Here is a 20,973-nt window from a genome sequence, read left to right as displayed (position 1 = left end):
GCCGCACGTTCTCACCGCCCCGCAGATCGCCAAGGAGGATCTTCGACATGAGCATCACCCCACTGCCGCCCCTGGATCGACGGCAGGCCGCCACGGCCGTTCTCGCCGCCAAGAAGCGCACCGGCGTGCGCTGGGCCGACCTCGGCAAGGCCATCGGCATGTCCACCGAGTGGACCACTGCGGCGTTGCTCGGGCAGCACCCGCTGACCGACGATCAGGCGGCGACCCTCGGCTCCGCGCTGGAGCTCGACGCTGCCGTCGTCGAGGCTCTGACTCTGCCGCCCGTCCGGGGGAAGGACGTCAGCGACTCCTCCGAGCCGCTGGTCTACCGGCTCCAGGAGGTCGTCCAGGTCTACGGCAGCACGATTCACGAGCTCGTCCGTGAGGAGTTCGGCGACGGGATCATCAGCGCCATCGACTTCGAACTCGAACTGGAGCGTGTACCCGACCCGAAGGGCGACCGCGTCCGGGTCACCCTGAACGGGAAGTTCCTCCCCTACCGCACGTGGTGAGAGCCGCAGTCTCCGCAGCTGCATGACGAGCGTTCCGGCCTCTGCCGGCGCGATCCCTCTCGTGACGACAGGGGGCGGACCGCTCCGTCCACGGTGACCTCGGTCGCCTTCACCACCGCGACGGCGAGCGAGCCCGGCTCCAGCCGGAGCTCGCGCGCCGCCTCTGCGCTGATCAGGGCCTCGATGATCGTGCCGGCACAGAGCATCTCGACGCGGGCCATGACGGTGTCGCCGGTCACGGAGGTGACCAGCCCGACGAGGCGGTTACGGGCGGACCGCCGGATCGTCGAGGGATCGGCGACGGGACGGGCGCGCTCACGTACGAGACGGGCAGCGGCCAGGCCGTCGACGACGCGCCGGCCGCTGTCGTCCGGCTCCGACGCGAGCTCGCCACGTGCGATCCAGCGGCGGACCGTGTCATCGCTGACGCCCAGCAGGGCGGCAACTTCTACGACACGCAGATGCGGCACTTTCACGATGCTAGATCCGCATCTGCCGGGTCTTCTCGGCGGGGATCCCCTCCCCCGTCAGTGCTCACACGGCCGTGATCGCCCGCTTCCGAGCGGTCACCGGCGGATCGCCGAACCGCGCGATCTCGCGTCGCGATCATGCTAGATCCGCCGTGATGTCGGATCTATCGTGCTTCCCGTGGCGCATTTGCGGAACAAAACAGCGTTGGCCGGACTGCTGCTCGGCGCCTTGCTGGCCGGCGGGTGCGGCACCGTCGCCACCGTGGCGGCACCGGAGCCGGTTGCCGTCCAGGAGCCGGCAGCCACATCGTCGCCCGGACCGGTGCGCCTGACCGGTGATGTCCGCACTCCCCGCGATCTCGATGCCGACGACCTCGCGGCCCTGCCGCACCACACCGTTGCGGTCGAGTACGAGAGCGGATCGGGCCATCAGAGCCACAGCGAGACAGGAGTCCTGCTCGCCGACCTGGTGCCGGCAGATGCCCTGGCCACCACCGACCGCAAGAACGACGCGCTCTCGTTCGGCGTGCTGGCGGTCGGCGCCGACGGCTACGCGGCCCTGGTCTCGTTCGGCGAGATCTCGCCCGAGTTCGGCGACCGCGGCGTGCTCCTCGCGACGGCGGAGGACGGCAAGCCCCTCGAACGGCCGCGGCTCGTCGTTCCGGGCGACGTGAAGGGTGGCAGGTACGTCAGCGACGTCGTCGAGCTGCGGGTGATCAGAACCGCGGACTGACGCGCCCGCTTCTCTTCCGCAGACGAGGAATTCAACGATCACAATAACCGCAGATGCGGTGCTTTACGACGATCGACCGCCTAGGGTGACGTCATGACGGGGACGTCCAGATTCGCCAGCTGGAGTACGTGGTCGCGCTGGCCCGCGAACAGCACTTCGGCCGTGCGGCGGTCGCGTGCCACATCAGCCAGTCGGCGCTGTCGGCGGCCATTCGCAAGCTGGAAGCGGAACTGGGTGTCACGATCATCGAACGGGGGCACCGGTTCACCGGGGTGACCGCCGAGGGTGCACGGGTGGTCGAATGGGCAGAGCGGATCCTCGCCAAGCGCGATGCCCTGCGGTCCGAACTGAGCCGCGCGAACGGCGGCCTCAGCGCCACTCTGCGCATCGGCGCCATTCCGACGGCGGCACGGGCGATCGCGATCCTCGCAGGCGCCTTTCGCGCGAGGAACCCCCGTGCACGGGTGCGGGTCGAGACGGGCGCAACCGTGGAGATCCGGCATCGTCTCGCCGATTTCACCCTCGATGCCGGGATCGTCTACCTCGACACCGACACCTCTCACGGCCGACGCGGTGGACTCGAGCTCTACCGGGAGCGGTACATCCTGCTGACCGCTGAAGACGGTCCCCTGGGGGCCCGGAAGACCGTCGACTGCGCCGACGTGACCCAACTGCCGCTCTGCGCACTCACCCCGGCGATGCAGAACCGCCGCATGCTCGACCTGGCGATGGCACGGTCGGGCGTCCAGCTCGTGCCGAGCGTCGAGGCCGACACGGTGGACGCCCTGCACGCCCACCTGAGCACCACCCGATGGTCGAGCATCGTGGCCGACAGCTGGTTGCACACCTTCGGAGTTCCACCTGGGATGACGGGGATCCCGATCGCCGATCTCCACCTGCGGCCCGTCGTCGGCATCATCACGGGCGACCGCGGGCCGGCGTCGATGGTGGCCGGAGCGCTCATCGATGCGGCCCGCGATCCCGACGTGCGCGCCGAGTTCGCGCGGTCGTTCGGCGCGGCTCTCCTGGGCTCGAACGGTGCTGCCGCGTCGCGTCCTGCCGGTCGGTCGTCGCGCATCGGGCACACCCGGCATTCTCATTCGGCTAACTAGTCGCAGTGTTACTAGCTGGCGTCCAGGTATCACCGGCGATCGTGTCGGCTCGTATCGGGCAGGGCTTTCGCTGCCCTTCACGGCTGTCCCGACGACTGGGAGTACAGACCATGACCGAACAGCCAATGACCGAACAGAATCATCCCGGCCGAGTCCTGCGCGACCTCAGCCACGGCGGCATCGTCGAGCCGACAGAGGTCCGCACCGCGGTGACCCGCGAGCTCGCCGAAGTCTCCACACCATTCGACTACCTCTTCGAGACGATCAGAGACGACCCTGCGGCGCATCTGCCCGACGACGACCCAGCGGCGATCGTCGCGGCCCTGGATACGCTGGGCCGGCTGATGGTCGAATCTCAGCCGCCACCGCAGGACCCATTCCAGTCCGGCGACGGCAACTCCACGATCCCGGCGGTCTACACCTATCTCGGCCAGTTCGTCGATCACGACATCACCGCCAACACCGACCGCCCGAACGAGATCGGGCACGTCACCGATGCGGACCTCCACCCCGCATTGCCCGCCGACGTCATCAAGAACCTCCGCAACCTTCGCGTGCCCGCTCTCGATCTCGACTCGGTCTACGGCGACGGCCCCACCTTCCCCGGCGGCCCGCAGACCGAGGCCGCCAGCCTCTACGACGGCATCACGTTGAAGCTGGGCCGGATCGCGCTGATGTCAAAACCAGGCACACCTCCGATCCAAGGCGCCCGGATCCCGCTGCAGGCCGACCTGGAGCGAGACGTCCCGCGAGGCGTCGGCGACAACCCGCTCCAGGCCGGCATCGGCGACGCACGCAACGACGAGAACCTCATCGTCGCTCAGCTGCATGTGGCGTTCCTGCGCTTTCACAACAGGACCGTGGACTGGGTACGCCGTCACGAACCCCAGCACACCGACGAGAAGACGATCTTCGAGCGCGCCCGTCAGCTCGTCCGCTGGCACTACCAATGGATCGTGATCAACGACTACCTGGCGACGATCGCACTACCCGGTGTCGTGGACCAGGTTCTGACCGAGGGGAACACGTTCTACGACAAGCGGGCCGGCGAGGTCTACATGCCGTTGGAGTTCTCCGTGGCTTCGTTCCGGTTCGGCCACACGATGGTTCGCGGCGCCTACGACTTCAACCGCAACTTCGGCCGGCAGGGCCACGTCCTGCCCTCGGCGCCGTTCGACCAGATCTTCCGTTTCACCGGAAAAGGCGGGTTCGGCGGTCAGGCCGACACGCTGCCGTTCAACTGGGTCATCGAGTGGGACAGGTTGGTCGAGAAGGATCCTCGCTTCCCGGACCACTTCTCCCGCAAGATCGACACCCGGCTGGCCTTCGCCCTCGGTGAGATGGCGAACGAGATCCCGAACCCGGCACCCGGGCCCGACATCACGGCGATCCTGGAGCAACTCGCGGTCCGCAACCTCCGCCGCGGGTACCAGCTCTCGATCCCGACGGGCCAGGCGGTCGCCGAGGTCCTGAACCTGGTCCCTCTCACGCAGGAGGAGCTGAGGCAGGGCAACAGCGACGAGCTCAACACCCACCTCGCCAACAGCGGCTTCCTCGACCGAACGCCGCTCTGGTACTACGTGCTCAAGGAGGCCGAGGTCCAGTCGAACGGCAACTCACTGGGTGAGCTCGGCAGCCGCATCGTCGTCGAGACGCTCGTCGGCCAGGTTCGCCACGACCCCGGCTCCTTCCTTGGCCGGTCACCGTCCTGGGTGCCGGAAGACGGCGTACTGCTGCCCGACGGCCGTCCCATCCTCACGATCAAGGACTTCCTCCGTTTCGCAGGAGTCCTGCCGACCCGCCCGTGATCCGTTCCACCAGGCCCGGCGCCGCCCTCGCAGGCGGCGCCGGGCCGTCACGGATCGTCGCCCGGATCGCGACGTAGCGTCATATGGCGCGGGGGCTGCTGGCGTCCCGATGTGCCCCTGAGGTATCAAGGCCCAGGTCGGACGGCGCGGAAACTCCCTGGGGTGTCGACGAATACCTGGGCAGGTGATGCCTGTGTTGCGGGACCGTCACACCGAACGCAAGGCGCTTGACCAGCTCGTCGCGGACGTTCGGACGGGCAGGAGTCAGGCTCTCGTGGTTCGCGGCGAGGCGGGTGTGGGCAAGACCGCCCTGCTGGAATACCTGGTGGACGGGGCGACAGGGTGTCGCGTGGAGCGTGCATCCGGCGTGCAGTCCGAGCGGGAGCTCGCCTTCGCCGGGCTGCATCAGCTGTGCGCTCCCTTGCTGGAGGACGCCGAGCGGCTACCTCATCCGCAGCGCGATGCCCTGTACACCGTGTTCGGGATGAACGGCGGTTCCAGACCGGATCGTCTTCTCGTCGGGCTGGCAGTGCTCGGCCTCCTTGCCGAAGGCGCCCGGGAACGGCCGCTGATCTGCGTGATCGATGACGCGCAGTGGCTCGATCAAGCCTCCGCCCAAGCGCTGACGTTCGTCGCGCGCCGGCTCGTGGCGGAATCGGTGGGGTTGGTCTTCGCGGCGCGCGATACCGACGAGGTCCCGGAGCTCGGTGGATTGGTACAGCTGCCGATCGCCGGTCTGCCGGACGACGATGCGCGGGCGCTGCTGACCTCGGCGCTGCCCGGGCCTGCGGACACCCGCGTTCTCGACCGGATCGTCGCGGAGACGCGCGGTAACCCGCTGGCGTTGCTCGAGCTGCCGCGAGGTATGACCCCGGCCGAGCTGGCGGTCGGTTTCGGGTTGCCGAGTCCGCAGGCTCTGCCACGCCGGATCGAGGAGAGCTACCGGCAGCGGCTCTCACCGCTCCCCGCGGCCACGCGACAGATGTTGCTGGTCGCCGCGCTCGATGCGCTGGGCGATCCGGTGCTGGTGCTCCGAGCAGCCGAACGGCTCGGGGTCGGGCTCGAGGCCGCGCGACCAGCAGCCGAGGCGGGCCTACTCGAGATCGGCACGCGCGTGCGGTTCCACCATCCGCTGGTGCGCTCGGCCGTCTACGGGGCAGCCTGCCCGGAGGATCGCCGGCGCGCGCACCACGCTCTTGCGCAGGTGCTCGATCCCGACACCGACCCGAACCGCCGCGCCTGGCACGCCGGACAGGCCGCATCCGGAGCCGACGAGGACGTCGCGGCGGAACTCGAACGCTCGGCGGGCCGCGCACAGGATTGCGGCGGGTGCGCTGCGGCCGCCGCGTTCCTGGAACGGGCGGCCGAGCTGAGCGTCGATCCGGGGCACCGGGCGCAGCGAATGCTGGCAGCCGCGCACGCCACGCACCAGGCCGGCATGTCCGACGCGGCGGAGCGACTCCTGTCCCTGGCCCAGGCATACCCGCTGAGCGAGCTCCAGTCCGCCCAGGTGGACCTGCTGCGCGCCCAGATCACGCTGACCACCGATCGCGGCGGATCAGCGCCGTCGCTCCTGCTCAAGGCGGCCAAGCAGCTCACGACGCTGGACACCCGGCTCGCCCGCGAGACCTACCTGGACGCGCTGATGGCAGCCATGCTCGCCGGCTCGCTGGCCAGCGGCGATGGCGTGCGTGAGACGGCCGAGGCCGCACGGGCCGCACCTGCGGCCCCGCTTCCCCCGCGAGCCTCCGACCTTCTCCTCGACGGACTGGCCCTACGTTTCACCGACGGTTACGCCGCCGCGATGCCGATGCTGAAGCGAGCACTGTGCGCCTTCCAAAGCCCGGAGCTCTCCGAGGAGGAGGCGCTGCGCTGGCTCTGGCTCGCCAGCCGCACCTCCGCGCACGTGTGGGACTACGAAACCTGGGCCGTGCTCGCCGGCCGCCACGTCCAGCTGACCCGCAAGGCCGGCGCGCTCGCTGTGCTTCCCTTCGCCCTCAGCGCGCGCATCATGGCCCACGTCTTCGCCGGCGAGCTGTCGGCGGCCGCCTCGCTGACCGAGGAGCTCCGCTCGGTCACCGAGGCGACCGGCAGTCCCCGGGTACGTGATCCCGGCCTGGTGCTCGCCGCTTGGCAGGGCTTGCAGGCCGAGACCCTCCGGCAGATCGACTTCACGACCGAGGAGGTGCAACGCCGGGGCGAGGGAATCGGACTCACCGTCGTCGGGTGGGCGAAGGCGTTGCTCTGCAACAGTCTCGGCCATTACGACCACGCGCTCGTCGCGGCGAAAGAGGCCGCCGAACACCCAGCCGTGGTGGGCTCCGCAGCCTGGATCGTGTTGATCGAACTCATCGAGGCGTCCACCCGCTGCAGCACACCCGAGCCCGCCACCGATGCCCTTCACCGGCTCGCGGAGACGACCCGTGTCAGCGGCACCGACTGGGCGTTGGGCGTCGAGGCCCGATCACGCGCGCTGCTGAGCGACGGTCCGGCCGCCGAAAGCTCCTACCGCGAGGCGATCGATCGGCTCGGTCACACCGCCGTCCGCGGCGAGCTCGGCCGCTCGCACCTCGTCTACGGCGAGTGGCTGCGCCGGGAGAACCGGCGCGTCGACGCACGCGTCCAGCTGCGCACCGCCCACGACATCTTCACCGAGATGGGCGCTGCGGGATTCGCCCAGCGCGCCGCCCGCGAGCTACGGGCAACCGGCGAAACCGCCCGTAAACGCACCGCCGAAACCAGTAGTGAGCTCACCGCTCAAGAAACCCAGATCGTACGGCTCGTTCGTGAGGGCCTCACGAACGCCGAAATCGCGGCCCGGCTGTTCATCAGTCCGCGGACCGTGGCATGGCATATGCAAGGAATCTTCGGCAAGCTCAATGTCACCTCACGCAGGCAGCTCCGTCTCTGACGAGCGGCTCGGCGAGCCCCCGGTTGTGCGGTTCGCCACGTGATCTGTCCATAGATCACGCCACCTGCTTGGCTCGACTCGCCGGCACCGGGGGGTGGGCATGAGAGCGATTGCTCTCGCGCTGGGCGCTGCGATTCTGGCGAGCGCCCTCATGGCAACGCCAGGAGGCCACGCCTCTGTCGCGATGCAGACCGTGTATGTGTCGACGACGGCCACCGACAATGCGGCCGGCCGCAACTGCTCCAGTGCTGCGTACGATTCCATCGGCAAGGGAGTCGCGGCCGTTGCAGCGGGGGGCCGCGTCGTCGTCTGCGACGGCATCTACCACGAGGGCGTATCCGTACAAAAGGCGCTGACGATCATCGGCCGCGGGAATGCCACGATCGACGCCACCAACATGATCAACGGCATCACGGTCACCGCGTCCGACGTCACGCTCACCGGCCTCATCGTGAGAAATGCGGTCGGTGAGGGCATCCTCGTGCGGAACGCCGACCGCGCCGAGATCGCGGACAACGTCGTGGCCGGCAACGACACGGGTCTGCGGCTGACAGATCCGGTACCCAACGACTATCCGCCGTGCCACCTGCCGGTCGGTCCGGACTGCGGAGCGAGCATCCATCTGCTGGGCAGCTCGCATGCCGTCGTCCGGGGCAACATCATCACCGACGGCACCGGAGGAGTGCTCCTCTCGGACGAGACCGGGCCGACGGCGCACAACCGGATCGTGGGCAATATCGTCGCCGACAACACCACGTCATGTGGCGTCACCCTTGCCGGTCATAACGAGCGCGGGGCTCCCGGCGGAGTGCCCGACCCCCGAGTCGGCGGCGTGTTCGACAACATCGTCGAGCACAACGCGATTTTCCGAAACGGGCTACAGGGGAAAACCGGAGGTGCTGGAGTGCAGATGGCCACACCTGTGCCCGGCGGAGCCGTCTACCGGAACATCGTCTCGCAGAACATCATCGACAACAACGGACACCCGGGCGTCACCTTGCACAGTCATGAGACCGGCCAGTACATGAACGGCAACTCGGTCACGCGAAACCGAATCGGCAGTAACAACGTCAACGGTGACGTCGACTTCACCGCCAAGGACCCCTCGCGGACCGGGATCTTCATCGGCACTGTCGACTCGATGTACATCGAGGTCACCGACAACGCCGTCAACCGCGACCAGTACGGGATCTTCACCTCCGGCCCGGTCACAGTGGACGGCGAGCACGAGAACTCGTTCTCGAACGTGGTCGTGGCGGTCTCGCGTAACTGATCGATCAGGACGCCACACCTGGCTGCCGGGGCTGCCGCTGTCGTGATCGCCCGCACGGTCCGCCGCGGGCGTGGCCGGGGCGGCAGAGATGCCGCCGGCACATCTGGGCCGTCCTAGCTGGTCCGAGCATCGCCGGCGCACCGGGGAGAACGGCGTGTGAAGATCCCTTGAGCGTCTGGATCATATCAGATATGTTGCAGGTGACTCGGATCACAGGGGGAACCGCAACGTGTCCGACCTGAAGTCACAGACCATCTATCGCGCGCTGCGCGAGCGGATCCTGCGAAACGAGCTCATCGCCGGCACCCGGCTGGTGCTCCGCGAGCTGGCGAATCAGTACAAGGCCAGCGACATCCCCGTCCGGGAGGCGCTGCGGATGCTCGAGCGCGACGGGTTGGTCGAAATGGTCCCCTACCGCGGTGCGCGGGTCACCACACTCACCCGGCGTGAGATCGAGGAGACCTACTTCATCCGCGGTCATCTGGAGAGCATCGCCACCGGTCTCGCCGCCGAACGGATCAGCCCGGCCGAGCTGGATGCACTCGACGCATTGATGGTGCAGATGCGCGCAGCGGTCGAGGCACAGGACGGACCACGTTTCTCCGACCTCAACCACGAGTTCCACGCGACCATCGTCGCCGCGTGCGGCAACGAGATGCTCCGCGAGCTCACCATGGACATCTGGCAACGGCACTCCGGTTTCCAGCGAGTGTTCCGGATGGTCCCCGGGCGGCTGGCTCGTTCTCAGTCCGAGCACGAGGGAATCATGGCCGCCCTGCACGCACGCGACTCCAATCGGGCGGCGAAACTCGCGCTGTGGCACAAACGCTCGGTGGGTGAAACCGTCAGCACGCTCGTCGACGGGACCCCCGAACAGCCGGGCGCCGAGGTCACCGCATGACGATCGACCACCGGGCTCGCCCACGGCAGCACAGCAGGCCGGCAATCCTCTCCCCCAGATCCGCGTCCTCACCAACCCCGTACCGCACATCGACCTCACGTCCTACGGCGCTCGATCCGGCGCCGGCACCTGACGAGGAGTCCCATGCAGACCGCAGAGTCGCGGACCGAAATGACGAGCGCTGTTCGCTTCGACCACGTCTACAAGGCGTTCGTCGGCCGGGGGCGCGGGAGTGATGCGGTGCTGGCCTTGCAGGACGTCACGTTCGACGCGAAGCCGGGAGAGTTCATCAGCCTGGTCGGGCCGTCCGGCTGCGGAAAATCCACCTGCCTCAACCTTCTGGCCGGGCTGTCGAGCCCGTCCGACGGCACGGTCGCGCACCACGGCGCCCCGGTGCGCGGCATCAACACCTCGGTCGGCTACATCACCCAGGACGACAATCTGCTGCCATGGCGCTCGTTGCGGGGAAACGTCGAACTGAGCCTCGAACTGCAGGGCGTCGAACGCCACGAACGGCGCAGGCGCGCCGATGACTTCATCCACCTCGTCGGGCTCACCGGATTCGAGGACCATTACCCGCACGAACTGTCCGGCGGGATGCGCAAGCGCGCCGGAATCATCCGCACCTTGGTGTACGAGAGTGCCGTCGTCCTGATGGACGAGCCCTTCGGCCCGCTCGACGCGCAGACCAGGGTGATCTTGCAGGCGGAGCTTCTCAAGTTGTGGGAACGTTCTCGCCCGACCGTACTGTTCGTGACGCACGACCTCGTCGAGGCGATTGCGCTGAGCGATCGAATCCTGGTGTTCACCAGTAATCCAGGCACCATCAAGCGCGACTATCGCGTCGATCTGCCGCGCCCTCGCGACCCGTTCCGAATTCACGAGACACCGGGCTTCAGCGAGTTGCACGATGCGTTGTGGGCCGACATCCGCGTGGAGATCGAGAGCTCCCGTGGCCGGGGCGTGACGTGAGCATCGAGGTCGCACCCACGGAACGCGCTGCGGATCGCGGCAGGGAGGTCCTGGCCGAGGCAGCCGAGGCCGAGCACCGCCGACGGCACCGTGAGCGCGTCCACCTGTGGCTCGGCACGACCGGGCTCGGCATCGCGATCCTGCTGTTCTGGCAGTTCGGCATCCAGTACCTGGTCAATCCGCGTTATGTGAGCGATCCGGTCTCGATCACCGCGAGGATCGGTGAACTGCTCGCCGATGGCGAGATCATCGAGCACCTCACGGTCACGCTCACCGAAGCAGCGCTCGGCTTCCTGATCGGCGCCGCGCTCGGCCTGCTGAGTGCGTTCGCTCTGGCCCAGACGCGGCGCGGGTACGAGGTGTTCGAGCCCTTCCTCATCGGCTTCTACTCGATCCCGAAGATCGCTCTGGCGCCGCTGTTCATCCTGTGGTTCGGGCTCGGCTACACGCCGAAGATCATCATGGCCGCCCTGCTCGTCTACTTCATCGTCTTCGTCAACTCGGTCACCGGGATACGCGAGGTGAGTCCTGGCCTGCTCCAGGTCTGCCGGGTGTTCGGAGCGAGCCGGCGTGACCTCCTGCTCAAGATCGTGCTGCCTTCCGCAGCGCCTGCCGTCGTCGCCAGCATCAGGATCACCTTCACCAGGGCCATCGAGGGCGCGGTGCTCTCCGAGTTCGTCGCGTCGACGCAGGGTCTGGGCTACCTGGTCGCACGCGCTTCCCGCGCGTTCGACATCGAGACGGTCTTCGCCGGCATCCTGATCATCGCGGCGGTGGTGATGGCTGCCAACGGGCTGCTGCGATTGTGCGAGTCCCGGCTCATGCCGTGGCAGACCGGCAGGGTGCACGGATGAACGCGCCGGCCCACGACACCGTCAGCTCCACGGGCGCCGCGGTGCTCGCGAGGGCACGCCTCGGTCACCTGGCCGCTCGCCGCAGCCATCGGCGGTTCCTCACGACGGCGCGCCTGGGAATCGTCGTCGTCGCGCTGATCGGGTGGGAACTCGCGTCGGGGACACTGATCCGGCCGTTCTACATCAGCTCGCCGTCGGCGGTGGCACAGACGCTGGCCGAGCTCGCGTGGAGCGGTGAGCTCTGGTACCACGCCCGGTTCACGGTGACAGCAGCGTTCGCCGGCTATCTGCTCGGTGCTGTCGCGGGAGTCGTTGTCGCCTGGCCGCTGGGGATGGTGCGGCTCGCTTACCGCATCGTCGAGCCGTACTTCCTCGTGGCCTACTCCGTGCCGGCGGTCGCCATGGGCCCGGTGTTCATCCTCTGGTTCGGGATCGGCATGACCCCGAAGATCCTCATCGCCGCGTACTTCGTCTTCTTCATCGTCTTCATCAACACCGTGGCCGGATTCCAGCAGGTCCCACAGGGGCTGCTCGATGTCACACGGGTGATGGGCGCGTCCAGCCGGGACCAGTTCCGAAAGGTCATGCTGCCGAGCGCCACCCCGTTCATCCTCGCCGCACTGCGGATCACGTTGCCTGCGGCGATGATCGGTGCCGTGACCGGCGAGTTCATCTCATCGAACCGGGGGCTCGGCTACCTCACGCGGGAGGCCGCATCGGTCTTCTCCACCGCGGGCGTGATCGCCGGGGTGCTCTCGCTCAGCGCGATCGTGTTGCTGATGAACCTCATGTTGCGCCCGCTGCGCAACGCGCTGCGCTGGCAACAAGCGATCGACGTGCCTCCCCTCGCCGGGGGCCGATAAAGCCGTTCTCATGCGCGACCGGTGTCCGATCCAGCCATGAGGGAGAGACCATGAGAGGACTACGGCAGTCCGCGATCTTGGGCGCACTGGCGTTGCTGATACCGGTCGCGGCCTGCGGAGGTGATTCCGGCTCGGGTGATCTCACGAAGATCACGGTCACCTCGCTGCCGAGCGCGTTCCTCGCCTCGATGTACGTCGCCGACGAACAGGGCATATTCGAGCGTGAGGGGCTCGACGTCGACATCGTCGAGCTGCAGAGCGGCGCGGACGGTGTGGCGGCCGTGGTCTCGGGCAGCGCCCAGTACGCCGACATCGGCTTCGACGATCTCACCACGCTCGCGGCCGAAGGCGAGGAAAGCCTCGTCATGGTGCACAACCTCGTCGGACGGGTCACGTTCGCGCTGGTGATGAACCCGGATGTGGCACGGGAGCGCGGAGTCAGCCGGGAGTCCAGCATCGAAGAGCGCTATGCCGCGCTCAAGGGACTACGGCTCGGCGTGACCTCGCCGGGCGCGGCCACCGACAAATACATGCGCTACTACCTGCGGCAGGCCGGTCTCGATCCCGAGCGGGATGCAGAGATCATCGCGATCGGCGACGGCGCCTCGCTGCTCGCCGCACTGGAGACCGGCCAGATCGACGCCTACCAACTCTCCCCGCCGACGCCGTACGTCGCGCAGGCGGAAGGGTTCGGCACCGTCATCATCGACGGCGCCGCGGGCGACGTGCCGCTGTTCTCCAATTTCGTCTACACCGGATTCGCGACCAACCGCCAGTGGGCGCAGGACAATCCGGAGCCGGCACGCGCATTCAGCCGCGCGCTGAACACGGCCATGGCGCAGGTGACGGCTGACCCGAACGCCGCGGCTGCGGAGATCGTCGACCGGATGTCGGCCGGTGATGTCGGAATCATCCAACAGACGCTCGGCGCGCTGTTGCCTGCGCTCTCCCAGAACGGATGTTTCGACGCCGGAGCCGTGCAGACCACTCTCGCCACGATGCACGACGTCGAGATCACGCCCAGCGCGGGTGATCCGGCCGAGGGTGTGCTGTGGACCAACGCCTACAACGACTGCTGACCGAGCGAAAGGAAACCCCGTGAAAATCGTTCGCTATCAGACGACCGGTCCCCCATTGTGGGGCGTTCTCTCCGACGGTGTCGTTCTCGCCGCCGAGGGAACGCCCTTCGTCGACCTGCGCTCCACCGGACGGCAGGTCGGGACGATCGACGAGGTCACGCTGCTGGCTCCGGTCACTCCTCGCACCGTGCTCTGCGTCGGGCGCAACTACCGGTCGCACGCCGAGGAATTCGGCAACAAGGTGCCCGACGAGCCCCTGCTCTTCCTCAAACCACCGGCGTCCGTGGTCGGGCCCGGCCATGAGGTGGTCTATCCCCGGATCTCCGGACGGCTGGATCCCGAGGCCGAGTTGGTGCTCGTGATCGGGAAGCAGGCCCGATCCGTTGCGGCAGGCGACGCCTGGGACGTCATCGGCGGCTACACCTGCGGCAACGACATCACCGCCCGCGACATCCAGAAGTCCGACGGCCAGTGGACGCGGGGCAAGGGCTTCGACACCTTCTGCCCGATCGGGCCGTGGGTGGAGACCGAGTACGACCCCACCGACGTCCGGGTGTCCTGCATCGTCGACGGTGAACGCCGCCAGGACGGCCGCACCAAGGACCTCATCTTCCCGATCCCATTCCTCATCGAGTACATCACGCGGTTCACCACACTCGAACCGGGCGACGTCATTCTCAGTGGGACACCCGAAGGCGTCCGGCCGGTAGACCCCGGCAACACGATCACGGTCGAGGTGGAAGGCCTCGGAGCACTCTCCAACCGGGTAGTGGCCGAGGTGGCCGCGCAGAGCGCATAGAGGAGTTGCCACATGGCCGAGTCCGTCGAGTCGAGCACACTTGCCACCGAACTGCCCAGCAAGTATCTCCCCGCGGTGCGTTATCGCGATCTGCCCGAGCCGAGCGGCCTGCGGAGATATATGGGAGCCAGCATCATCCTCACCGCCACCGCGCTCGGGTCCGGCGAGTTGGTGCTCTGGCCCTACATCACCACGCAGGTGGGCCTGGGGATCGTCTGGCTCGCGGTGGTGGGCATCACGATGCAGTTCTTCCTCAACATGGAGATCGAGCGCTACACCCTGATCACGGGCGAAACGGCCGTCACGGGATTCTCCCGGATGTGGCTGCCCTGGGGCATCGTCTTCGTGCTGGGCGCGATCCTGCCGAACGCCTGGCCCGGATGGGCCTCCAGCGGGGCCACCGTTTTCACGTTCATCTTCAGTCTCAGTGAGTCGGCCGTCCCGCTGGTCGCCACCATATTCCTCATCTCCATCGGCCTGGCGGTAACCATCTCGCCGGTCATCTACCAGACACTCGAGAAGATCGAGGGCTTCATGATCGCCCTCATCCTGATCTTCGTCGTCACGGCGATTGCCGTTGCCACCACGGGTGACGCCTGGGCGCAGGTCGTCACCGACATCCCCGACGTCACCGGGAACCTGTCGGCCGTCGTCGCTTCGCTGGGCGCGGCGTCGCTGTTCGGTGCGATCGTCTTCGCAGGCGCGGGCGGTGCGAACAACCTCGTGCAGAGCAACTACATCAGGGACAAGGGAATGGGGATGGGCATCAACATCCCCAACATCGTCTCCCCGGTCACGGGCCAGGAGGTCGCGGCTCCTTCGCTCGGATACATGGTGCCCACGACGAAGGAGAACGAACGCCGCTGGCGGGCGTGGTGGCGCATCGCGAACTGGGAACAGCTCATCACGTTCTGGTTCATCGGGGCGCTCCTGCTGGTCTCGCTCTCCGTCCTCGTCGTCTCGACGATCGGCACGAACACGGACCTCGAGGGAGGACTGTCGTTCCTGCAGGCAGAAGGCCGTGCACTGGGCGACCTCATCGGCCCCTGGTTCACCACAGCCTTCTACGTCGCCGGCTTCCTGATGCTCTTCTCCACCAACATCGGCGTCATCGACTACGTGAGCCGGCTCGCGGGCGACTCGCTGAAGGTGACCTTCCTGAAGGAGAGCACCTTCTGGAGCGAGAGCAAGATCTACATCACGGTGGTGTGGGTCATGATCATCGCGGGCTCGGGGATCATCTGGACAGGCATCGAACCGGTCCTGCTCCTCATCATCTCCTCGGCCGGAGGCGGCTTCGTCATGGCGATCTACTCCGTGCTGATCATCATGCTCAACCGCCGGCATCTACCGGAGTTCGCCAAGCTCAAGGGCTGGCGGTTGCCCGTGATGATTCTGATCGCCATGTTCTACATCGCCTTCTCGCTGTTCCTGACCTATCAGATGATCACGCAGGGACCAGCTTCGGTGACGTAGCCGACCAGCAGCCACATCAATTTGCGAGGGAAAGATGCAAGGAACATTCAGACGGCTCTGGCTGACCATCCTGCTCGGTCTCACGGTCTTCGTCGTGCTGATCTCCTTGGCCTACACACTGGGGCTGCTGACCTGACACCCGCGGCCGGGTCCGGCGCATGATCGCCGGTTCGGGCCCTACGGCAGGGCGTGGCGCGGTTCGTGACCTCGATCTGATGATCATGAACCGGCAGCCGGGCTCGACACGTTCGCGTCGGGTGGGTTGGGTGCCGGGCCGGCAGCGTCGGCCCGGCGCCCGAAGCACCGTTCATAGCCGCGGCCTTCCGAGCCGCTGATACATGCGCGCTCGCGGCCGCCCGACCACGAGTGCCGGCGCTAGCTGTGTACCGCTCCGTGGGCCACGAGGGCGGTGGGTGCGGCGGGCACGTCACGGCCCGGTTCGAGCGAGATCGCATAACTGGGGAAGGCCGGTTCGCCGGCCGGGCTGTCGATGCCCTGGACGCCGGATCCGGGCGCGGTGACGTCGAAGGAACCAAGGGGGCGGGGGTCGCCGGCTCCGAGCCCCCACAGGACATAGATCGTGTCGTTGCGGTCGTTCGGGGGAAGGCCCGTGGTCACCACCGTCCGGTCGGAGGCGGTGACGAGCACGGCCGCGAGGGTTCGGCCTGCGTCGGTGCTGAGCATGGCGTGGCTGGTGCCGGGCCGGTCCAGCTGGGCGACGAGGTCGGCCAGTGACTGCGACTGCGCGATCTGGGCGTCACGTTGCTGCTGTACCTGCGCGGTGTACACGGCGAGGCCTCCGACACCGAACACCACCGTCACCGCGGCGGCAACGGCCACGAGACGCGCGCTCAACCACCGCCGGCGCGGATGCCCCCGATCACGCAGGGTCGGCCGGTCGTTGCCGGGGACCCTGGCATCGGAGGCCATGAGCCCTGCCTGCCGCCCCGTGGCGAGCGTCTTCTCCCGGCCCAGCTGCGGGATTCGCGCCGCCTGGGCGAGGATGTCGTCGCGCAGGCGGGCCGGCGGGTCGACCGGCTCCACGGACGTCGCCAACTCGCCCATGACGAGCTCGGTCTCCCGCACCACGTCCCGGCAGAAGCGGCAGCCCGGCAAGTGGGCCTGCATCGCTTGTTCCTCGTCGGGTTCGAGCGCATTCAGCGCCCAGCCGACGGCCTGATCGTTCATCGGACACGACCGCAGCTCGTTCGCGTCGACCGGGCCGGTCACCGGGCGCCACCGCCCCGGATTCCGGCCGAGGCGTCTCCCTGCACCGGGCCGAGCACGTGACGCAGATACTGCACGCCGCTGGACATCCGCGCCTGCACCGTGCCGAGCGGGACGCGTGTCATCGCGGCGACCTCGCGCTGGGTGTAGCCGCCGTAGTAGGTCAGCGCGAGTGCGCGGCGCTGGTCGGCCGGCAGCGCGCGGAGGGCGTTCCGGATCCGTCCTGGCCGGACGGCCCGCGATGCCCCATGGCCCGCGGCCGGAGCCGGTACGTCCACCCGTTGCCGGCCGTGGTCGCCGACGGACTCGTTGCGGTGCCGGACCGTGGCTTCCCGGCGCACCGCGTCGACCGACCTGTGATGCACGAGCGTGAGGATCCACGAGCCGAAGCTGCCGCAGCCGGAATCGAAACGCCGCGGCTCCCGCCAGAAGGCGAGGAACACCTCCTGCACCACCGTCTCGGCCAACCCCTCGTTAACGCAGATGCGCCGGGCGAGCGAGTAGGCGCGCCGACAGTAACGGTCGTACAACGCGGCGAATGCGGGCTCGACACCCGTCATGACCGCCTGCGCGAACTCCTCGTCGGACCGGTCGTGACCACGCATACCCGAAACGGCGGCGCCGTCTCGGGCCCGTTGGTCCGAGGCGTCCGGATTGTCGGCGACATCGGCCACCACCGCGATCCTCACATCCGTTTGTTCGGAGCACAGCACCGTTCGGTTCGAACCTGCTGAGAATAACGCCTCAGTGCGCCATCACGTGATGCGCAACCCACCCGATCGAGTGACGTCCAGAAATTGACCCGCAGCGAAGACGGGGCAACCGGCTTCCGCTGCGAGAGCGCACTCGAGTTCCGCACGGACTTCGCCGTCGAGCCCTCATATGCGAATTCCTCCGCCGCAATCGGCGGCCGCCGATGATGTGCCCACCCTCGGCCACTGGACACTCGCCCTCACCTCGCCCGTACCGGCCTCGGCCCACTGCCGGCGCCGAGGAGCCGGGCCGCCCCGAGCAGACGGCGATGACTCGACGGGAGCACTACCAGCCCGAGGCCGCGCCGGCCCGGGATGGATCACCCGTCCTTCACCTTCCGCATTCACCCGATCGGATCAGCGCCACTCAGACGATCGACACGTGTGTCAGGTAGCGGCTCTCCGCGCTGTGCACCGATTGCACGGCGGACGTGCCCAATACCCCGGGATCGGAACTCGATCCAGGGCACTCTCGCACCGAGGAGCAGCAGTGTTCGAAGGGTTCAATCAAGGATTCGTCAGGAACGCCATCACGCGGAGCTCGGAAAACGCGATCGATCGTCGCCGATTCCTGCGTGCTGCGGGCATTACCGGGGCGGGTGTCGCCAGCATGGGCGCACTCGGGCTCACCGCGGGCACCGCGTTCGCCGACGAAAGCGCGCAGAAGGGCCCGAGCGACGGCGCCGTACTGAACTTCGCCCTCAACCTCGAGTACCTCGAGGCCGAGTACTACCTGCGCGGCGTGTTCGGCGAGGGCTTGAAGGACAATCAGATCGACGGTTCCGGTCACCTCGGTGGCGTCACCGGCGGCTACAAAGTCAGGTTCGAGTCCGACCTGGGCAAGCAGTACGCAGAGGAGATCGCCGCCGACGAGCGGGCACACGTCGACTTCCTGCGTGGCGCCCTGGGCGACGCCAAGGTGGCCCGTCCGAAGATCAACCTGACCGATGCCTTCAACGCGGCTGCCATGGCTGCCGGCCTGATCAAGCGCGGTGAGGAGTTCGACCCGTTCGCCAGCGAGAACAACTTCCTGCTCGGCGCGTACGTGTTCGAGGACGTGGGCGTCACCGCTTACAAGGGTGCGTCGCCGCTGATCTCCAACAAGACCTTCCTCGAGGCGGCCGCAGGCATTCTCGCGGTCGAGGCCTATCACGCCGGCATCCTGCGCACCGTCCTGCTGTCCAAGGGCCTGGAGATTCCCGCGGGGGCCGTCTCGGATGCCCGTGACAGCCTCGACGGCAAGAGCGACCTGGACCAGGGCATCGTCGACGACCATGGCCACGTGAACATCGTGCCGACGGACAAGAACGGCATCGCGTTCTCCCGCTCCGCAGGCCAGGTGCTCAACATCGTCTACCTGAACCCGGCGGCGGTGAACGAGGGCGGCTTCTTCCCGAACGGCGTCAACGGCGAGATCAACACCAGCGACGACAACACCTGACCAACACGCTCCACGGGCGGCCCGACGCGGAATCGTAACCCGGCGGGCCGCCCTCCTCGCCGGCTGTCAACGAGAAGAACGCACTGTGCCGAACCTCGGTGGCTGGGAACTCATCACTGCCGCGCGCGGTGATCGTTCTGAGATCAGGGTTTCCGCCCCCGAGAGGGCTGATCGGCCACGCTCGCGGCGATCACCGCCATCGACCCCGCCCCGGCCGCCAGGCCGGCCCGCCGCATGATCGTTCTGAGATCAGGGTTTCCGCCCTCGCCGGGGCGCGTAGCCCTATCTCGCCGCGATCTTGGCGCGTTGATCGATCCCAGATTCGGGTTCTCGCCCCGGCCAGGGCGAATCGGCCGATGTCGTGCCGATCTTGAAGGTGACATGTGGGTCTCGCCGGAGCGACTCAGCGAGGCGCTGCAAGGCCGGGTTCGGGTTGTCCGGGCTCCAGCAGGCGTGCAGCGTGACGGATCGGGCGTTCGCAGCCACGAGTTCGAGATAGCGAACGCCCTCGACCCCCATCGCCGTGATTCGTGCTCGTCGCCAAGCTGGGCGGGATCGACACCTGGCCGGGCATGATCCTTCCGCACGCCTTCGCGGCGCTCGGTGTCTTCCTGCTCCGCCAGTTCTTCCTCGGGATCCCCCGCGACTACGAGGAAGCCGCCCGCCTCGACGGGGCGAACCGCTGGCAGGCGTTCACCCGCGTGATCCTGCCGCTGGCGATACCGGCGATCGCCACCCTGGCGGTGTTCAAGTTCATCGGGCAGTGGAACAACCTGCTGTGGCCACTGGTCATCTCCAACAGCGACGCGACCCGGACGGTGGCGGTCGGCCTGCAGGTCTTCCAGGACACCAACGGAACGCAGTGGAACCTGCTGCTGATGGCCGCCACTATCACGACGGTGCCACTGATCGTGATCTGCTTCCTCACCCAGCGCTGGTTCGTCAAGGGGATCACCATGAGCGGACTGGGAGGCCGCTGATCGATGACACATCTCTGGTCCGTCTTCACCACGCCGTGGTCGGCCATGCCGGGCGATGCGCTCGGCCGGCTGGTCTCCGGGCTCGGCTTCAGCGGCGCCGAGGTGCCCGTCAGGGAGGGCGCGTTCGTCACTCCCGCCGAGGCGGAGCAGCGGTTGCCCGGGTTCGTCGCCGAGCTGCGCCGCCACGGCGTCGAGGTGGTCAGCATCGCCGGTGAACTCGGCGAATCGACTTTCGCAGCCTGTCGATCCGCCGGGGTGCCGCTCATCCGCGTCATGGCCGACCTCGGGCCCGATGGCTACGCCCTCTCGGTCCGCCGCGTCCGGCAGCGACTCGAAGCCGCGGCTCCACTCGCCGAGAGCTACGACGTGCAGGTCGGGGTGCAGCCGCATCACGGGCGCTTCGTCTCGTCGGCGCTGGGCGCGCTGCATCTGCTCGACGGTCTCCCGCCGGCGCACTCCCGCGTGATCTGGGACGCCGCCCACGACGCGCTCGCGGGGGATGATCCACGGGTGACCCTGGAGTTGGTGGCCGGCCGGCTCGGCATCGTCAATCTCAAGAACGTCGTCTACGTGGCGCGTGAGCCGGACTCGTCGGCGGTCGGTGGGGCCTGGAAGCCGTGGTTCGTGCCCGGCCCCGACGGGCTCTCGAACTGGTCGGCGGTCTTCGAGCAGCTGGACCGGATGGGCTGGACCGTCCCATCTGCCTGTCCGGCCAGTACTCGGACCCGAGCGTCCCGGTCGAGGACCGGCTGAAGATCGATCTGGAAGCAGCACGCACAGCAGCCTCGACAGGTGTGACCCGCACGCCGG

Annotated in this window: 19 protein-coding genes; 16 read left to right on the top strand and 3 right to left on the bottom strand. The window is 67.8% G+C overall.

Annotated features, from left to right (window positions below; translation table 11 throughout):
- The first annotated feature begins 47 nt into the window (after positions 1–47).
- A complete protein-coding gene (gene cynS / locus MMF94_RS11830) occupies positions 48–512 on the top strand; it encodes a cyanase (RefSeq protein ID WP_241036408.1) in 465 nt (154 codons plus the stop codon).
- Here cynS and MMF94_RS11825 read toward each other — a convergent pair.
- Positions 497–982, bottom strand: coding sequence for a TOBE domain-containing protein (locus MMF94_RS11825; protein WP_338104194.1), 486 nt, complete (start codon positions 980–982; stop codon positions 497–499). The two genes, cynS and MMF94_RS11825, sit on opposite strands and share 16 nt — an antisense overlap.
- Before the next feature lie 178 nt (positions 983–1,160).
- Here MMF94_RS11825 and MMF94_RS11820 point away from each other — a divergent pair, with 178 nt between their 5' ends.
- From MMF94_RS11820 to MMF94_RS11765, 12 genes are all read left to right on the top strand, one after another.
- Positions 1,161–1,715 carry a hypothetical protein gene (locus MMF94_RS11820; protein ID WP_241036407.1) on the top strand — a complete coding sequence of 185 codons (555 nt, stop codon included), beginning with the start codon at positions 1,161–1,163 and terminating at the stop codon, positions 1,713–1,715.
- A 110-nt stretch (positions 1,716–1,825) separates the two neighbouring features.
- Positions 1,826–2,827, top strand: coding sequence for a LysR family transcriptional regulator (locus MMF94_RS11815; RefSeq protein WP_277398709.1), 1,002 nt, complete (start codon positions 1,826–1,828; stop codon positions 2,825–2,827).
- 110 nt (positions 2,828–2,937) lie between these two features.
- Positions 2,938–4,635, top strand: a complete 1,698-nt coding sequence (locus MMF94_RS11810) for a peroxidase family protein (RefSeq protein WP_241036405.1) — start codon at positions 2,938–2,940, stop codon at positions 4,633–4,635.
- A 187-nt stretch (positions 4,636–4,822) separates the two neighbouring features.
- Positions 4,823–7,546 carry an ATP-binding protein gene (locus MMF94_RS11805; protein ID WP_241036404.1) on the top strand — a complete coding sequence of 908 codons (2,724 nt, stop codon included), beginning with the start codon at positions 4,823–4,825 and terminating at the stop codon, positions 7,544–7,546.
- 100 nt (positions 7,547–7,646) lie between these two features.
- Entirely contained in the window at positions 7,647–8,819 is a 1,173-nt protein-coding gene (locus MMF94_RS11800) for a right-handed parallel beta-helix repeat-containing protein (RefSeq protein WP_241036403.1), read from the top strand.
- Positions 8,820–9,048: 229 nt separating this feature from the next.
- Positions 9,049–9,720, top strand: a complete 672-nt coding sequence (locus tag MMF94_RS11795) for a GntR family transcriptional regulator (RefSeq protein WP_241036402.1) — start codon at positions 9,049–9,051, stop codon at positions 9,718–9,720.
- Positions 9,721–9,864: 144 nt separating this feature from the next.
- Positions 9,865–10,692, top strand: coding sequence for an ABC transporter ATP-binding protein (locus MMF94_RS11790; protein ID WP_241036401.1), 828 nt, complete (start codon positions 9,865–9,867; stop codon positions 10,690–10,692).
- Entirely contained in the window at positions 10,689–11,546 is an 858-nt protein-coding gene (locus MMF94_RS11785) for an ABC transporter permease (RefSeq protein WP_241036400.1), read from the top strand. The genes MMF94_RS11790 and MMF94_RS11785 overlap by 4 nt, the downstream gene beginning before the upstream one ends.
- Entirely contained in the window at positions 11,543–12,409 is an 867-nt protein-coding gene (locus MMF94_RS11780; RefSeq protein WP_241036399.1) for an ABC transporter permease, read from the top strand. The genes MMF94_RS11785 and MMF94_RS11780 overlap by 4 nt, the downstream gene beginning before the upstream one ends.
- 50 nt (positions 12,410–12,459) lie before the next feature.
- Positions 12,460–13,488, top strand: a complete 1,029-nt coding sequence (locus tag MMF94_RS11775; RefSeq protein ID WP_241036398.1) for an ABC transporter substrate-binding protein — start codon at positions 12,460–12,462, stop codon at positions 13,486–13,488.
- Positions 13,489–13,507: 19 nt separating this feature from the next.
- Positions 13,508–14,287, top strand: coding sequence for a fumarylacetoacetate hydrolase family protein (locus MMF94_RS11770; protein ID WP_241036397.1), 780 nt, complete (start codon positions 13,508–13,510; stop codon positions 14,285–14,287).
- Positions 14,288–14,299: 12 nt separating this feature from the next.
- Positions 14,300–15,763, top strand: coding sequence for an Nramp family divalent metal transporter (locus MMF94_RS11765; RefSeq protein WP_241036396.1), 1,464 nt, complete (start codon positions 14,300–14,302; stop codon positions 15,761–15,763).
- A 375-nt stretch (positions 15,764–16,138) separates the two neighbouring features.
- Here the strand turns inward: MMF94_RS11765 and MMF94_RS11760 are convergent, their stop codons facing one another.
- Both MMF94_RS11760 and MMF94_RS11755 read right to left on the bottom strand, forming a co-directional pair.
- Entirely contained in the window at positions 16,139–16,951 is an 813-nt protein-coding gene (locus MMF94_RS11760) for an anti-sigma factor (protein WP_241036395.1), read from the bottom strand.
- Positions 16,952–16,989: 38 nt separating this feature from the next.
- A complete protein-coding gene (locus MMF94_RS11755; RefSeq protein WP_241036394.1) occupies positions 16,990–17,664 on the bottom strand; it encodes an RNA polymerase sigma factor in 675 nt (224 codons plus the stop codon).
- Between the two features lie 688 nt (positions 17,665–18,352).
- Between MMF94_RS11755 and MMF94_RS11750 the strand changes: the two genes are divergently transcribed.
- From MMF94_RS11750 to MMF94_RS11740, 3 genes are all read left to right on the top strand, one after another.
- Positions 18,353–19,183: a ferritin-like domain-containing protein gene (locus MMF94_RS11750; RefSeq protein ID WP_241036393.1), complete on the top strand. Its 831-nt coding sequence runs from the start codon at positions 18,353–18,355 to the stop codon at positions 19,181–19,183.
- 530 nt (positions 19,184–19,713) lie between these two features.
- Positions 19,714–20,163: a carbohydrate ABC transporter permease gene (locus tag MMF94_RS11745; protein WP_241036392.1), complete on the top strand. Its 450-nt coding sequence runs from the start codon at positions 19,714–19,716 to the stop codon at positions 20,161–20,163.
- Positions 20,164–20,166: 3 nt separating this feature from the next.
- Complete coding sequence (locus tag MMF94_RS11740) at positions 20,167–20,916, top strand: sugar phosphate isomerase/epimerase family protein (protein ID WP_241036391.1); 750 nt, start codon at positions 20,167–20,169, stop codon at positions 20,914–20,916.
- Positions 20,917–20,973 lie beyond the last annotated feature (57 nt).

The sequence above is a fragment of the Pseudonocardia alaniniphila genome (assembly GCF_022524485.1).
Taxonomy (GTDB): domain Bacteria; phylum Actinomycetota; class Actinomycetes; order Mycobacteriales; family Pseudonocardiaceae; genus Pseudonocardia; species Pseudonocardia alaniniphila.
Note: the sequence above shows the minus strand (reverse complement) of the source record. Positions and strands in the feature narration are given on the sequence as shown.

Coding starts and splice junctions, on each gene's coding strand:
- MMF94_RS11775 (WP_241036398.1), top strand. CDS start 12,460: ATGAGAGGACTACGGCAGTCCGCGATCTTGGGCGCACTGGCGTTGCTG.
- MMF94_RS11765 (WP_241036396.1), top strand. CDS start 14,300: ATGGCCGAGTCCGTCGAGTCGAGCACACTTGCCACCGAACTGCCCAGC.
- MMF94_RS11810 (WP_241036405.1), top strand. CDS start 2,938: ATGACCGAACAGCCAATGACCGAACAGAATCATCCCGGCCGAGTCCTG.
- MMF94_RS11750 (WP_241036393.1), top strand. CDS start 18,353: ATGGGCGCACTCGGGCTCACCGCGGGCACCGCGTTCGCCGACGAAAGC.
- MMF94_RS11805 (WP_241036404.1), top strand. CDS start 4,823: ATGCCTGTGTTGCGGGACCGTCACACCGAACGCAAGGCGCTTGACCAG.
- MMF94_RS11760 (WP_241036395.1), bottom strand. CDS start 16,951: ATGAACGATCAGGCCGTCGGCTGGGCGCTGAATGCGCTCGAACCCGAC.
- MMF94_RS11800 (WP_241036403.1), top strand. CDS start 7,647: ATGAGAGCGATTGCTCTCGCGCTGGGCGCTGCGATTCTGGCGAGCGCC.
- cynS (WP_241036408.1), top strand. CDS start 48: ATGAGCATCACCCCACTGCCGCCCCTGGATCGACGGCAGGCCGCCACG.
- MMF94_RS11740 (WP_241036391.1), top strand. CDS start 20,167: ATGACACATCTCTGGTCCGTCTTCACCACGCCGTGGTCGGCCATGCCG.
- MMF94_RS11790 (WP_241036401.1), top strand. CDS start 9,865: ATGCAGACCGCAGAGTCGCGGACCGAAATGACGAGCGCTGTTCGCTTC.
- MMF94_RS11780 (WP_241036399.1), top strand. CDS start 11,543: ATGAACGCGCCGGCCCACGACACCGTCAGCTCCACGGGCGCCGCGGTG.